This is a genomic window from Propionivibrio pelophilus DSM 12018 (assembly GCF_059569095.1).
Genome location: NZ_JCANUT010000034.1, coordinates 12,993 through 26,505, shown reverse-complemented (window position 1 = coordinate 26,505; position 13,513 = coordinate 12,993). Strand labels below are relative to the sequence as shown.

Annotated in this window: 13 protein-coding genes; 9 read left to right on the top strand and 4 right to left on the bottom strand. The window is 62.1% G+C overall.

Going from position 1 to position 13,513, the window contains the following annotated elements:
• The first annotated feature begins 56 nt into the window (after nucleotides 1-56).
• Both BO74_RS13745 and glpK read left to right on the top strand, forming a co-directional pair.
• Nucleotides 57-1,679: a glycerol-3-phosphate dehydrogenase/oxidase gene (locus BO74_RS13745; protein ID WP_496442945.1), complete on the top strand. Its 1,623-nt coding sequence runs from the start codon at nucleotides 57-59 to the stop codon at nucleotides 1,677-1,679.
• 26 nt (nucleotides 1,680-1,705) lie between these two features.
• The gene (glpK, locus tag BO74_RS13740; protein WP_496442944.1) at nucleotides 1,706-3,211 is read left to right on the top strand and encodes a glycerol kinase GlpK; all 1,506 of its coding nucleotides are present in this window, start codon (nucleotides 1,706-1,708) and stop codon (nucleotides 3,209-3,211) included.
• Between the two features lie 56 nt (nucleotides 3,212-3,267).
• On the opposite strand, the gene BO74_RS13735 is transcribed toward glpK, so the two are convergent.
• On the bottom strand, nucleotides 3,268-3,843 hold the full coding sequence (locus BO74_RS13735) for a TMEM165/GDT1 family protein (protein WP_496442943.1): 576 nt from the start codon (nucleotides 3,841-3,843) through the stop codon (nucleotides 3,268-3,270).
• A gap of 140 nt (nucleotides 3,844-3,983) precedes the next feature.
• Nucleotides 3,984-4,547 (bottom strand): transcription elongation factor GreB, encoded by a 564-nt coding sequence (gene greB, locus BO74_RS13730; protein WP_496442942.1) that lies wholly within the window; start codon nucleotides 4,545-4,547, stop codon nucleotides 3,984-3,986.
• A gap of 82 nt (nucleotides 4,548-4,629) precedes the next feature.
• Between greB and BO74_RS13725 the strand changes: the two genes are divergently transcribed.
• The 7 genes from BO74_RS13725 (at nucleotide 4,630) to BO74_RS13695 (ending at nucleotide 9,997) form a co-directional block, all read left to right on the top strand.
• Nucleotides 4,630-5,328 carry an AzlC family ABC transporter permease gene (locus tag BO74_RS13725; RefSeq protein WP_496442941.1) on the top strand — a complete coding sequence of 233 codons (699 nt, stop codon included), beginning with the start codon at nucleotides 4,630-4,632 and terminating at the stop codon, nucleotides 5,326-5,328.
• Nucleotides 5,313-5,642: an AzlD domain-containing protein gene (locus BO74_RS13720; RefSeq protein WP_496442940.1), complete on the top strand. Its 330-nt coding sequence runs from the start codon at nucleotides 5,313-5,315 to the stop codon at nucleotides 5,640-5,642. The genes BO74_RS13725 and BO74_RS13720 overlap by 16 nt, the downstream gene beginning before the upstream one ends.
• A gap of 42 nt (nucleotides 5,643-5,684) precedes the next feature.
• The gene (locus tag BO74_RS13715) at nucleotides 5,685-5,900 is read left to right on the top strand and encodes a YdcH family protein (RefSeq protein WP_496442939.1); all 216 of its coding nucleotides are present in this window, start codon (nucleotides 5,685-5,687) and stop codon (nucleotides 5,898-5,900) included.
• 173 nt (nucleotides 5,901-6,073) lie between these two features.
• Nucleotides 6,074-6,835: a GNAT family N-acetyltransferase gene (locus BO74_RS13710; protein ID WP_496442938.1), complete on the top strand. Its 762-nt coding sequence runs from the start codon at nucleotides 6,074-6,076 to the stop codon at nucleotides 6,833-6,835.
• A gap of 41 nt (nucleotides 6,836-6,876) precedes the next feature.
• On the top strand, nucleotides 6,877-7,689 hold the full coding sequence (locus tag BO74_RS13705; protein WP_496442937.1) for a lysophospholipid acyltransferase family protein: 813 nt from the start codon (nucleotides 6,877-6,879) through the stop codon (nucleotides 7,687-7,689).
• A 19-nt stretch (nucleotides 7,690-7,708) separates the two neighbouring features.
• On the top strand, nucleotides 7,709-8,725 hold the full coding sequence (locus tag BO74_RS13700; protein ID WP_496442936.1) for a glycosyltransferase family 4 protein: 1,017 nt from the start codon (nucleotides 7,709-7,711) through the stop codon (nucleotides 8,723-8,725).
• Between the two features lie 63 nt (nucleotides 8,726-8,788).
• Nucleotides 8,789-9,997, top strand: coding sequence for an exo-beta-N-acetylmuramidase NamZ family protein (locus BO74_RS13695; protein ID WP_496442935.1), 1,209 nt, complete (start codon nucleotides 8,789-8,791; stop codon nucleotides 9,995-9,997).
• Between the two features lie 87 nt (nucleotides 9,998-10,084).
• Here BO74_RS13695 and BO74_RS13690 read toward each other — a convergent pair whose 3' ends face one another.
• Nucleotides 10,085-11,080 (bottom strand): NYN domain-containing protein, encoded by a 996-nt coding sequence (locus tag BO74_RS13690; protein WP_496442934.1) that lies wholly within the window; start codon nucleotides 11,078-11,080, stop codon nucleotides 10,085-10,087.
• A gap of 280 nt (nucleotides 11,081-11,360) precedes the next feature.
• Nucleotides 11,361-13,244, bottom strand: coding sequence for a potassium transporter Kup (locus BO74_RS13685; protein ID WP_496442933.1), 1,884 nt, complete (start codon nucleotides 13,242-13,244; stop codon nucleotides 11,361-11,363).
• Nucleotides 13,245-13,513 lie beyond the last annotated feature (269 nt).

Below are 13,513 nucleotides of genomic sequence, written 5' to 3'. Positions count from 1 at the left end.
CAATTCTATTCGATTTAGAACACTTCGAACTTAGACGAACATATTGGCGCATTTCAATGAAACTTCGTGACAGCAATATCGAAAAACTCGATCAGGGCGTTTACGACGTATTGATCATCGGCGGCGGCATCAACGGCGCCGTCGCCGCCGCGGCGCTTTCCGGCAAGGGCGCCCGCGTCGCCCTGATCGACCAGCGTGATTTCGCCGGATTCACCAGCCAGCAGTCGAGCAACCTCGCCTGGGGCGGCATCAAGTACCTGGAAAGCAACGACTTCAGGCTCGTCTGGGGACTGTGCAAGAGCCGCAACCACCTGATGGAGAACTACCCGTCGCGGGTCAAGGAAATCCGTTTCTACTCGACGATCGAAAAGGGATTCCGCTTCCATCCGCGCTTCATCTGGCTCGGCACCTGGCTTTACTGGTTCTTCGGCCGCGGCTTCACGAAAACCCCGCGCTGGCTGCCGAAGCGCACGATCAATGCCGAGGAACCGTTCATCCGGACCGACAACTTCTACGGCGGTTTCGAGTATTCCGACGCCTACCTGCACGACAACGACGCGCGCTTCGTCTTCCAGTTCATCCGCTCGGCGATGGATCGCGGCTGCATCGCGGCCAATTACGTCGAATCGCTCGGCGCCCGCCGCGAGGACGGCATCTGGATCACCCGGGCGCGCGACGGAATGACCGGCCGCGAGTTCGAGATCCGCGCGAAGGTACTGATCAACGCTGCCGGGCCGTTCGTCGACGAACACAATCAGAAGACCGGCGAAAAGACGGCACACCGGCACGTTTTCTCCAAGGGCATCCACCTGATCGTGCCGCAGGTCACGAAGAGCCAGCGCGTGCTGACCTTCTTCGCCGACGACGGCCGGCTGTTCTTCGTCATCCCGATGGGCGTGCGCACGTGCGTGGGAACGACGGACACACGCACCGAATCGCCGTTCAGCGAGGTGACGGAACAAGACCGCCTGTTCGTGCTGGACAACATCAACAAGCGGCTCAACCTGAAGAAACCGCTCACGCGCGAGGACATCATCGCCGAGCGCTGCGGCGTCCGGCCGCTGGTCGTCGGCACGGCAAATGGCAAGGGCAAGGGAAACGAGCGCGACTGGCTGCAGATGTCGCGCAAGCACGAAATCGACATCAGCAACGAGACGGCGCACATCAGCATCTTCGGCGGCAAGCTGACCGACTGCGTGAACGTCGGCAACGAGGTCGCCGGCTACGTGGCCGCGATGGGCGTGCATCTCGACAACCCCGAGTACAAATGGTATGGCGAGCCGCATCGTTCGGTTTACGACGAGTACATGCGGCAGGCGAAGCAGATGAATCTCGACGGCTACACCTCGCCCGAGGCGATCGAGCAGCTCAGCCAGCGCCTGTGGCGGCGTTACGATCTGCAGGCGCTGGAACTGCTCGCCGACATCCGCGAAGATCCGCGCCAGGCGGAAATCCTGATCAAGGGAACCGACTACCTCCGCTGCGAAATCCGCCTCGCCAAGCAGCAGGAGATGATCACCAAGCTGGATGACTTCCTGCGCCGGCGTTCGAAGATTGCCCTGGTCGTGAGGAAAGAGGATATTCGCCACGCTGAAGGGCTGATGGAAGCCTGCGAAATCCTCTTCGAGGAACAGGCCCAGGCCAAGTTCGACGAATATTTTGCGGAACACGGCGCATAGAAAACAAAACACGAGGAAGCGGGGAAATGACGAAGAAATACGTTCTGGCACTTGACCAAGGCACCACCAGTTCACGCGCGATTCTTTTCGACCAGACCGGAAAAAGCGTCGGCGTCGCGCAGAAGGAATTCACCCAGGTCTACCCGAAGGCCGGCTGGGTCGAGCACGACCCGATGGAAATCTGGGGGTCGCAAAGTGGTGTCGCGCGCGAGGTACTGGAAAAGCTGGGCGTCCGGCCCGAGGAAATCGCAGCCATCGGCATCACCAACCAGCGCGAAACGACAATCGTCTGGGAAAAGGCTACCGGCAAGCCGGTCTACAACGCCATCGTCTGGCAATGCCGCCGTACCGCCGGAATCTGTGACGAGTTGAAGGCGCGTGATCTGGAAGCCTACGTCCGTGAAAACACCGGACTGGTGATCGATGCCTATTTCTCCGGCACCAAGATCAAGTGGATCCTCGACAACATCGAAGGTGCCCGCGCACGCGCCGAGAAGGGCGAACTGCTGTTCGGCAACGTCGACACCTGGCTGATGTGGAATCTCACCCGCGGCAAGATTCACGTCACCGACTACACCAACGCCTCGCGCACCATGCTGTTCAACATCAGGACGCTCGAATGGGACGCGCAGATCCTAGACGAGCTGTGCATTCCCGCGTGCATGCTGCCCGAGGTCAAGCCGTCGAGCTGTGTTTACGGCCACACCGACCCGCAAACCTTCGGCGGCGCGGAGATCCCGATCGCCGGCGTCGCCGGCGACCAGCAGGCGGCGCTGTTCGGCCAGGCGTGCTTCGCCGACGGCATGGCCAAGAACACCTACGGCACCGGCTGTTTCATGCTGATGAACACCGGCAAGACGCCGGTCCCGTCGCGCAACGGCCTGCTGACGACAATTGCCTGGGGGGTTGACGGCAAGGTCGAGTACGCACTGGAAGGCGCGATCTTCGTCGCCGGAGCCGCAGTGCAGTGGCTGCGCGACGAACTGAAGCTCATCGACAACGCCGCACAGTCGGAGGAAATGGCGGCCGCCGTGGTGGACACCAACGGCGTTTACGTCGTTCCCGCTTTCGTCGGACTCGGCGCGCCTTACTGGGACATGTACGCCCGCGGCACCATCGTCGGACTGACCCGCGGCGCCAACAGAAACCACATCGTCCGCGCCACGCTCGAATCGATCGCGCTGCAGACCCGCGACGTGCTCCAGGCCATGCAGGAAGACTCGGGCATCACCCTCAAGGCGCTCAAGGTCGATGGCGGCGCGGTGGCCAACAATTTCCTGATGCAGTTCCAGTCGGACATCCTCGGCGTGCCGGTGGACCGGCCGAAGGTCACCGAAACCACGGCGATGGGTGCGGCCTTCCTGGCCGGCCTCGCCGTCGGCTTCTGGAAGGACAAGGCGGAAATAGCCGAAAAATGGAACGTCGACCGCACCTTCCAGCCAACGATGGCTGCCGAAGCCCGCGAAGTGAAGTACAAGGGCTGGCAAAAGGCCGTGGAACGCTCACGCGCTTGGGAAGACAGCGACAACTGACGCGACCACGCGCGGATTCGCTTCGGCCACGCCATAAACGGCGTGGCCTTGTTCATTCAGAACCCGAGGCTCTCTCCGACCCCGGCCAGGGTCGCCACCCCGAGAATCGCGAAGATCGCCGCGGCAATCGCATGCACGAGGCGAACCGGAATACGGTTGGCGATCCGGTTGCCGAGGATGACCGCGGGAACGTTGGCGACCATCATGCCCAGCGTCGTCCCGGCCACGACGGTCAGGAAGGTTTTGTATTGGGCCGAGAGCGCGATGGTGGCGATCTGGGTCTTGTCACCCATTTCAGCCAGGAAAAACGCCACGAGCGTCGTGCCGAACACCCCCAGGTGGGCAAAGCGCGCCTCGCTCTCGTCGAACTTGTCGGGGATGAGCGTCCATAACGCCATTCCTATGAACGACACCCCGAGCACCCAGCGCATCACGCCGGGCGTAACCAGCGAGGTCAGCCAGGAACCGATGGCTCCGGCAAAGCCGTGATTGACCAGCGTCGCGAACAGGATGCCGAGGATGATCGGCGTCGGCCGGCGAAATTTCGCCGCGAGGATGAAGGCCAGCAATTGGGTTTTGTCACCGATTTCAGCCAGGGCAACGATCCCTGCCGAAACGAGAAATGCGTCCATGAGTGGTGTTCCGGTCTGAAAAGGACGCGTTCGACAATCGCTCCGTCGCACCTGTAGCGACGGTTGCCACGCCTCCCCAAAAGAAGGCGCGCATTATAACAACCACCACAAGAACCGGAAAAAGGCGGTTTCCGTCCTCTTCAAGGATCGATAGTCACGTAGGCGACACTCACCACGTCGATCTCGCGCCACCCGGCCGGGCTCTGGAAGCGCACCTGGTCGCCCTCGCGGGCGCGGATCAGCGCCCGGGCGAGCGGCGACACCCAGCTGATCCGGCCACGCGCGAAATCGGTCTCGTCGACGCCGACGATCTGGTAGGTCTGCTCGTCGCCCTGCTCGTCGCAGACGGTCACGGTCGCCCCGAAAAACACCTGCTCGCAATTCTCCTGCCGCGCCGCGGGATCCACGACTTCGGCCAAATCAAGCCGCTTGGTCAGGAAACGAATGCGCCGGTCGATTTCGCGCAGGCGCTTCTTGCCATAGATGTAATCACCGTTCTCGGAGCGGTCACCGTTCGAGGCCGCCCAATGCACGACCTCCACGATATGCGGGCGTTCGACGCGCAGCAGTTGGTCAAGCTCATCCTTGATTCGGGCATAGCCGCCCGGCGTGATGTAGTTGCGGGTTCCCTGCGGCAGGCTGGGCGCCTGCTCGGCGCCCTCGTCCTCGTCGTCGTCCGTTTCGCGAATAAAGGCCTTGTTCATGAAAATCAGCAGATAGCAGCAAGAATGGAACAGCGTTCTGGGAGTAAAATCAAGGCCTTCATTCTATCTCCCCCGCCGTACCATGCAGCAACTCTCCGAAGCGCGAACCGAGTTCATCGCCGGTGTTCGCGATTTCGTGCCGCTCATCATGGGCATCGTGCCCTTCGGCCTGATCTGCGGTGCCGCCGCCCTGGCGGCCGGCCTGACCCCGTGGCAGGCGTTCTCGATGAACTGGATCATCTTCACCGGCTCGGCGCAGATCATCACCTCCCAGTTGTACGGCAGCGGCGCCCCGCTGCTGGTGATCGTCGCCACGGCCACCATCATGAACCTGCGTTTCATGATCTACGCCACGTCGATCGGCCCGTCGCTGCGCACCCTCAACCGGAAATGGCAGGTGCTTCTGGCCTACATGATGACCGACCAGGCCTATGCGCTCGGCCTCATGCACTACATGGAGAAGGGCGATCCGCGCCATCGTCACTGGTATCTCTTCGGCGTCTCGTTCGCTATCTGGCTGTGCTGGCAACTGGCCGGACTCGGGGGAATCCTGGTCGGCAGCCTGATCCCGTCCGGCTGGTCGATGGATTTCATCCTGCCGCTTACCTTCATCGCCGTGGTGGTGCCGGTAATCACCAAACCGGCGATGCTCCACGCAGCGCTCGCCGGCGGCATTGCCTCGGTTGCACTGGACCTGCCGCTGAGACTGAACCTGATCGCCGCCACCGGTGTCGGCATCCTCGCGGGTCTCGCCTCGGAGAAACTGTGGAAAAAGAACTGACCGCCTGGCTGCTGATCATCGTCATCGGCGTGATCAACTTCACCCTGCGCTTCGTCCCGATCGCGCTGATCGCGCGCTTCGAACTGCCGAACTGGCTCAAGCACGCCCTGCTCTACGTCCCGCCGGCGGTACTCACCGCGATCATCACGCCCGCGTTGTTTTTTCCCGGGGGAGCGCCTACCATTGCCTTCGACCCTCCGCGCCTGCTGGCCGCCACGTTCGCCGTGCTGGTCGCCTGGAAAACGCGGAGTGCGTTGTGGACTGTGATCCTGGGGATGGTCGTGTTATGGGGATTGCAGGCACTTCTGAGTTAGCCGTAGACAACCTTGCAAAACCTTGCCAAAGGATCAAGAACGATGCTGACCGAAACAGAAATCACCGACACCCGCGCCACGCTCAACGAGCTTCAGGTCGAGCACCGGGATCTCAATCTGATCATCGAACACCTCGCCGCCACGCCGCTGCCGAACCAGGACCAGTTGCTGGTCCAGCGACTCAAGAAACGCAAGCTGGCGATCAAGGACAAGATCTACCAGCTCGAAAAAGAGCTGGTGCCGGACATCCCGGCCTGAACAGCCTGACAAACTGAAAGCAAACCTCGGCCGGGGCGGCCAGCACGCCCCGGCTTTTTTGCGCCCGCCGTTCCACTGACCGAACACATCAACCGAACCGTAATTTCGGCGCAACATGCCGGTAACGTGACGCACCTAAAGTTCCTCCGACGCCATAGCAAGGAGGACAAACGATGAGCACGAATATCCAGACCGGCCTGAAGGCCAAACCCGCCCGGCGCAAGCTTTCCGTCGCGCTGGCGCGCAGCGAGTGGGACGTTCTCGAAGCCCAGCGGCTGCGCTACCGAATTTTCGCCGGCGAACTCGGCGCCAACCTGCCGACCCGTACGCCCGGCGTCGACCAGGACATTTACGATCCCTTCTGCGAGCACCTGATCGTGCGCGACGAGAACGAAGGCATCGTGGTCGGCACCTATCGCATCCTGTCGCCGGAAAACGCCCGCCGCGTCGGCAACTACTACTCCGAGAACGAGTTCGACCTGACCCGCCTGCAACTGCTGCGCCCGCGCCTCGTCGAAATCGGCCGTTCCTGCGTGCATCCCGACTACCGCAGCGGCGCGACCATCGCGCTCCTTTGGGGCGGACTGGCGAAGTACATGCTCGAAAACCACTACGAATACCTGATCGGCTGCGCCAGCATCAGCATGGCCGACGGTGGCCACGCCGCGGCCAGCATGTTCAGCCGCCTCGGCGAGCACATGAGTCCGCTCGAGTATCGCGTCTTCCCGCGCTGCCCGCTGCCGCTGGAGGCGCTACGCAACGACCTCGACGCCGAGTTGCCGCCGCTGATCAAGGGCTACCTGCGCGCCGGGGCCTACATCTGCGGCGAACCGGCCTGGGATCCCGACTTCAACACCGCCGACCTGCCCATCCTGATGCCCGTTTCGCGGATCGACTCGCGTTACGCCAAGCACTTCATGGGGAGTCAGGACTGAAGCCCACAAAACACAACCGGACAGCGCGCCCGCTGCAGTGGGTGCGCTACGCGCGCCTCGGGCTGCACCTGCTCTGGGGGGCGCTGACCATCGCCACCGTCTATCGATTTCTCAACGCCGCCGCCCGGCTCTGGCTCAAGCAGCGCTGGTCGCGGCAACTGCTGGAAATCCTGGCGATCCGCCTCGATGCAAATCTGCACGGGGTGGCGCGCGGCAGCCTGATCGTCGCCAACCACATCTCCTGGCTCGACATCTTCGTCCTCAACGCGGCGCGGCCGATGGCCTTCGTCTCGAAGTCCGAGGTACGCGAGTGGCCGCTGGCCGGATGGCTCGCTGCGAATACGGAGACGTTGTTCCTGCGCCGCGGGCGGCGCGCCGACGCGGTCGAGATCAACGCCCGGATCGAAACCATGCTCGCCTCCGGCAAGGACGTTGCGGTGTTTCCCGAAGGCACGACGACCGACGGCTCGCATCTGCTGCCCTTCCACGGGGCATTGCTGCAACCGGCCATCGACGGCAGGCGCCCCGTACAGCCGCTCGCCCTCGCCTACTTCGACGCCAGCGGTCAACGCAGCACGGTCCCGGCCTACGCCGGCGAGACCACGATGGCCGAATGCATGGCGGAAATCATTGCCTGCCGGTCGCTGCGCGTGCGCCTGCGCCCGACTCCACCGATCGTTGCGGAACATCTAACTCGGCGGGAGGTCGCGGCGATGGCCCACGGTGCGGTGGCCTACCACCTCGGCTTGTCGCCGGAGACAGAGAACATGTCCGGCGAGGACGTCGAAACGCTTTGTGGGGAAACCTCCGGCGAAGAACGGTTCGCTTTCCAGGGCACCGCCAACGATTTCTAAGTACCGCCGAAAGGACGCCATGAAAATCCTCATCGTCACCGATGCCTGGGAGCCGCAGGTCAACGGCGTCGTACGCACCCTGAAAATGACCCGGCGCGAACTGGAACACCTTGGTCATCACGTCGAGATCATTTCGCCGCAGGGCTTCCGCTCGATCCCCTGCCCGACCTACCCGGAAATCAACCTGGCGATGACCGGCGAGCGCGAACTGGCCCGGCGCATCGACCGGTTCGCGCCGGACTGCCTGCACATCGCCACAGAGGGCCCACTTGGCTGGCTGGCGCGGCGCGTCGCCCAGCGTCGGAAGTGGCCATTCACCACGGCCTACCACAGCCGTTTCCCGGAATACGTGCACGCCCGCTTCCGCCTTCCCACCCGCTGGACGTACGCCCTGCTGCGCCGCTTCCACAACGCCGCCCGCGCCACGCTGGCACCGACGCCGGCCATCGTCAACGATCTAAAAGCAAAGGGCTTCCGCGGTGCCCGCCTGTGGTCACGCGGTGTCGATCTGGAAACGTTCAGCCATCTGGGTGAACGCCTCGAGCGTCCGGCGGACAAGCCGATCTTTCTCTACGTTGGCCGCATCGCCGTCGAGAAACAGGTTGACGCGTTTCTGCGCCTCGATCTCCCGGGCGAGAAATGGGTCGCCGGCGAAGGGCCGGAGCGCAAGCGCCTGCAAGCAGCCTACCCCGACGCCCGCTGGCTAGGCGTCCTCAGTGGCGCGGCACTGGCCGCCCTTTACCGTACCGCTGACGTGATGGTTTTCCCGAGCGTCACCGACACCTTCGGGCTGGTCATGGTCGAATCCATGGCCTGCGGCACGCCGGTCGCCGCCTTCCCGGTGGCCGGACCGATCGACGTCATCGGCCGTTCCGGCGGCGGCGCGATGCACGCCGATCTGCGCGAAGCCTGCCTGCAGGCCCTGGCGATCCCGCGGGAAAAAGCCCGCCAGCGTGCCGAGCAATTTTCCTGGAGCGCGGCGACCGGACAAATTCTCGACGCCCTGCAGGTCATTCCGCGCACTGCTGCGGTCTGAACGGCCACCTCGCCCGCGACTTCGCGGTAGACTTCCTGGCTTCGTCACCCAGGAAGTCGCCTCATGACCGTTTCCTTCGGACTCGACCGGCTGATCGCCGATCCTGACCTGCGCAAGCCGCTCGCCGGCAAGCGAATCGCCCTGCTCGCCCATCCGGCCTCCGTCACCGCCGACCTGACACACGCGCTCGATGCCTTGGCCGCGCTGCCGGACCTCCGCCTGACCGCTGCCTTCGGCCCGCAGCACGGCCTGCGCGGCGACAAGCAGGACAACATGGTCGAATCGCCGGACTTCCTCGACCCGCGACACGGCATCCCGGTGTTCAGCCTGTACGGCGAAGTGCGCCGGCCGACCCCGGCGATGCTCGACACCTTCGACGTGCTGCTGATCGACCTGCAGGATCTCGGCTGCCGCATCTACACCTTCATCACCACCTTGCGCTACATGCTCGAAGCGGCTGCGGCGCACGGCAAAGCCGTGTGGGTACTGGACCGCCCCAATCCCGCTGGCCGGCCGATCGAAGGACTGACCCTGCGCCCGGGTTGGGATAGCTTCGTCGGCGCCGGTCCGATGCCGATGCGCCACGGTCTGACGATGGGCGAACTGGCACGCTGGTTCATCGCCGAATTGCGGCTGGATGTCGATTGCCAGGTAATTGCGATGAACGGCTGGCTGCCCGACGCCGCCCCCGGCTACGGCTGGCCGCTCGGCGAACGCACCTGGGTCAATCCCAGCCCGAACGCCCCGAACCTCTCGATGGCGCGCTGCTACGCCGGCACCGTGATGATCGAGGGAACGACGCTTTCCGAAGGGCGCGGGACGACGCGGCCGCTCGAACTGTTCGGCGCCCCGGACATCGACGCCAACGCGATCATCGCCGAAATGCAGGCGCTGGCGCCGCACTGGCTGGCTGGCTGCCGGCTGCGCGACTGCTGGTTCGAGCCGACCTTCCACAAGCACGCCGGCAAACTCTGCCACGGCGTGCAGACCCATGTCGAAGACGGCGCCTACCGCCATCACGAATTCCGCCCGTGGCGCCTGCAGGCACTGGCCTTCAAGGCCATCCGCCGGCTTTACCCGGACTACCCGCTGTGGCGCGAATTCGCCTACGAGTACGAGTTCAACCGGCTGGCCATCGACCTGATCAACGGCGGGCCATTTTTGCGCGAATGGGTTGATGATCCGGCCGGCGTACCAAGCGATCTTGACCGGCTAGCCGCGGACGATGAGGCAACCTGGTCGAAAGCGCGGCGCGACCATCTGCTTTACTGAGAAAGACGAGGAAAAAAATTGGCCATGCTCTGAAATTCCCAGCCGTATTCGAACGATCACATCTGATCGAAATGACTTCGACTTCCGCTATTTTTCAAGACGAAAATCCTTGTTCGCCCCTCCGATATCACGCATGGCAAATAAACCGCAGGTACGCAGGGCATCGGTCAGGCTTGAACAACCGGATTCATCCAAGGTTTTTCCATGTGAGCGCAGATAGTTGCCGATCGCTGCCAAAGTGCTCCAGCCGTCGTCGCCCTGGCTCCCAGCGACAGCATCTTTCAACGCAGCGACGTAGCTGGCAGGCATCGGGCGTTTGGCCGGGCGACAAAAATGGGCGGTTCCATTCCCCTGCCTGTGCTGCTCCACATCGAAACGTCCGCTTGACTGCAGCAACCTGACGAAATTGCTGGCACCGTAACTGCGTGGATCGAAATCGCTGTGATTAGCGCGCAGATAGACGGCGATGCGCGAGATCAAGGCCCAACCATCGTCATCGGCGACATTGGTGTAGGCGCGTAACAAGAGGTTCTTGAGTTTGCTCCGATCTGCCGCCGCATCAAGAACAAGACTGGGCTTGAGTTCGCTTTCCGAGTCAGACGGCATTGGCGCCATCTGGATAGGCTCATTCGTTTTGGCGCTACTTACGCCGAGATTCTCAATGTACACATAACGTTCACAGGCACTGACAAACGCCTTGGGAGCGTGCTTTCTACCGAAGCCGATAACGCTGAGACCGTCCTCGCGGATCCGAGTCGCCAGACGTGTAAAGTCACCGTCACTGCTGACCAGGCAAAATCCATCAAAACGCCGGCCATGGAGCAAATCCATGGCATCGATGATCAACGCACTGTCGCTCGCGTTTTTGCCAACCGAGTTGCGGTATTGCTGCACAGGTTGAATGCCATGATTGGCTAGGGATTCACGCCATTTTGCCAGATGCGGTGAAGTAAAGTCGCCATAGACCCGGCGCACCGACAAGCGAGCTTCACGGGTAATTTCCTCGATGATCGGAGCGATGATGTCCGGCGTATCGTTATCGGCATCGATCAACAAGGCGAAATTGGGTAGATCATCTTTCATCGCAGCAGGCTCGTCAGGCAGTCAAATCGATTGGGATTTCGCTTAAATCACGTTGGATTCGGCTATCAACACAATGCCAAACGAGAACACCTCCCGCCTCCGGCCTCCACTTCAAGACTGAAAGCGGGTGTGAAATGGCATGCCTTTGTGGTGATGGTCGCGGAACAAAGCTCGAGACTTACCCGCGCACCCACCACTACTATCTTTGAAGGAAACAGAGTAGCAACGGTAAGGGCACACGTATAGCCTCGCAGATCGAAGTTTCTCGCCGCCGCTTTACTTACAGTACCACCTGCGCCCCGAGTTCGACGACCCGGTTGGTGGGGATCTTGTAGAAGCTCATCGCCGTGCTGGCGTTGCGATACATCAATACGAACAGTTTTTCGCGCCAGTAGACCATCTCCGAGCCGACCTTCGGAATCAGCGTGGCCCGGCCGAGGAAGAACGACGTTTCCATCATGTCGAAGTCCATTCCCTGCGCCGTGCACAAGGCCAGCGCCGCGGGGATGTCCGGTTCGTCCTTGAATCCGTACTGCACGGTGACCTTGTAGAAGCCGCCCTTCAGCGGGTGGATCTCGACGCGGTCGATCTCAGGCACATAAGGTACGTCGAAGACCTCGACCGACAGCACCAGCACCCGCTCGTGCAGCACCTTGTTGTGCATCAGGTTGTGCAGCATGGCGTTCGGTACGCGCGAGTTGTCCGAGGTCATGAACACGGCCGTCCCGGCCACGCGCACCGGTTCGGAAATCAGCAAGGCATCGATGAACATGTCCAGTTCGATGGCTTCGCCGCTGGTGCGCTCGGTGAGCAGTTGGCCACCGCGTTTCCAGGTGCTCATCAGCAGGAAGACCACCGAACCGATCGCCAGCGGGAACCAGCCGCCATCAGGAATTTTCAGGACATTCGCTGAAAGGAAAGTCACTTCGACGACCAGGAACACGGTAAAAAGCGCGACAGCCCGGGGCCAACCCCAGCCCCATGCCTTGGCGGCGACGAACGTTGCCAGGCAGGAAGTAATGACCATGTCGCTGGTCACCGCGATGCCGTACGCCGCGGCGATATTGGAACTCGAACGAAAACCGAGAACCAGGATGGCCACGGCGCAGAACAAGCCCCAGTTAACTCCAGGAAGATAGACCTGCCCCTGTTCCTTTTCCGAGGTGTGCTGCACTTCGAAGCGGGGCAGGAAACCGAGTTGCATGGCTTGCCGTGACACCGAGAAGGCACCGGAGATGACCGCCTGCGAGGCGATCACCGTGGCCACCGTCGCCAAGCCGACGAGCGGATAGAGCATCCAGTCGGGCGCCTGATGGTAGAACGGATTTTCCACGGTCTCTGGATGCGCCAGAATGAGTGCGCCCTGTCCGAAGTAGTTCAAGGTCAGCGACGGCAGGACGAAGAAGAACCACGCCTGCCGGATCGGCTGCGCGCCAAAGTGCCCCATATCCGCATAAAGCGCCTCGGCGCCGGTGACCGCCAGAACCACGGCGCCCATCGCCACCAGCGCCAGGCCACGATTCTCGATGAGAAAGCGCAGTCCGTGCAGCGGATTGACCGCCCACAGAACCGAGGGATTGGTAATGATATTGGACACGCCGAGTACCGCCAGCGTCGAGAACCAGACGATCATGATCGGACCGAACGCCGCGCCGACCGAACCGGTTCCGCGCTTCTGGACGAAAAACAGGACGAACAGCACGACCAGCGTCGCGGGCAAAACGTAGGGCTTGAGCAGCGGCGTCGCCACCTCCAGTCCTTCCAGCGCCGAGAGCACCGAAATTGCCGGAGTGATCATCCCGTCGCCGTAGAACATCCCGGCCCCCAGCAGGCCGGCCAGCGTGATGAGCCGTTTCTTGGTCTTGTCCTTGCCCGCAGAATGAAGCGCGAGGGCGATCATCGCCATGATCCCGCCTTCGCCGCGGTTGTCCGCACGCATGATAAAGACGACGTACTTGATCGAGACGATGATGATCAGCGACCACAGGATCAGCGACAGGATGCCGAGCACGTTGGCCGGATTGAGCGGAATCGGGTGTACCCCGGAGAAGACTTCCTTGATCGTATATAGCGGACTGGTACCGATGTCGCCGTAAACGACGCCCAGCGCAGCCAGCGCCAGCGCAGCCTGCTGCGCTGGCGTTTTCGTTGTTCCATGTTGCATCTGCTTTGCCTCACCTTCCGTGATGCAGCGACGGAGTGTCCGAAAATGCCACTCGCGGACTTATCGCTACGTTGTTCCCTTAGGGAACGGGGAGACGCGGAGGATACTCCTCCCGCTCCCCCCGAGGCAAACTGCCTTGTCACTTTGGCAATGATGGAAAGTGATGTTTCGACGGATCGAAGAACCCTAACTCCTCACAAGAAAAGCTTTGTAAACGACATCATTGACCAAATGGCGCAGTGGGAAACACGTCAATCACAGCAAGTAAA

Coding starts and splice junctions, on each gene's coding strand:
- BO74_RS13715 (WP_496442939.1), top strand. CDS start 5,685: ATGCTGACCGAAACAGAAATCACCGACACCCGCGCCACGCTCAACGAG.
- glpK (WP_496442944.1), top strand. CDS start 1,706: ATGACGAAGAAATACGTTCTGGCACTTGACCAAGGCACCACCAGTTCA.
- BO74_RS13690 (WP_496442934.1), bottom strand. CDS start 11,080: ATGAAAGATGATCTACCCAATTTCGCCTTGTTGATCGATGCCGATAAC.
- BO74_RS13685 (WP_496442933.1), bottom strand. CDS start 13,244: ATGCAACATGGAACAACGAAAACGCCAGCGCAGCAGGCTGCGCTGGCG.
- greB (WP_496442942.1), bottom strand. CDS start 4,547: ATGAACAAGGCCTTTATTCGCGAAACGGACGACGACGAGGACGAGGGC.
- BO74_RS13700 (WP_496442936.1), top strand. CDS start 7,709: ATGAAAATCCTCATCGTCACCGATGCCTGGGAGCCGCAGGTCAACGGC.
- BO74_RS13725 (WP_496442941.1), top strand. CDS start 4,630: ATGCAGCAACTCTCCGAAGCGCGAACCGAGTTCATCGCCGGTGTTCGC.
- BO74_RS13735 (WP_496442943.1), bottom strand. CDS start 3,843: ATGGACGCATTTCTCGTTTCGGCAGGGATCGTTGCCCTGGCTGAAATC.
- BO74_RS13695 (WP_496442935.1), top strand. CDS start 8,789: ATGACCGTTTCCTTCGGACTCGACCGGCTGATCGCCGATCCTGACCTG.
- BO74_RS13745 (WP_496442945.1), top strand. CDS start 57: ATGAAACTTCGTGACAGCAATATCGAAAAACTCGATCAGGGCGTTTAC.
- BO74_RS13710 (WP_496442938.1), top strand. CDS start 6,074: ATGAGCACGAATATCCAGACCGGCCTGAAGGCCAAACCCGCCCGGCGC.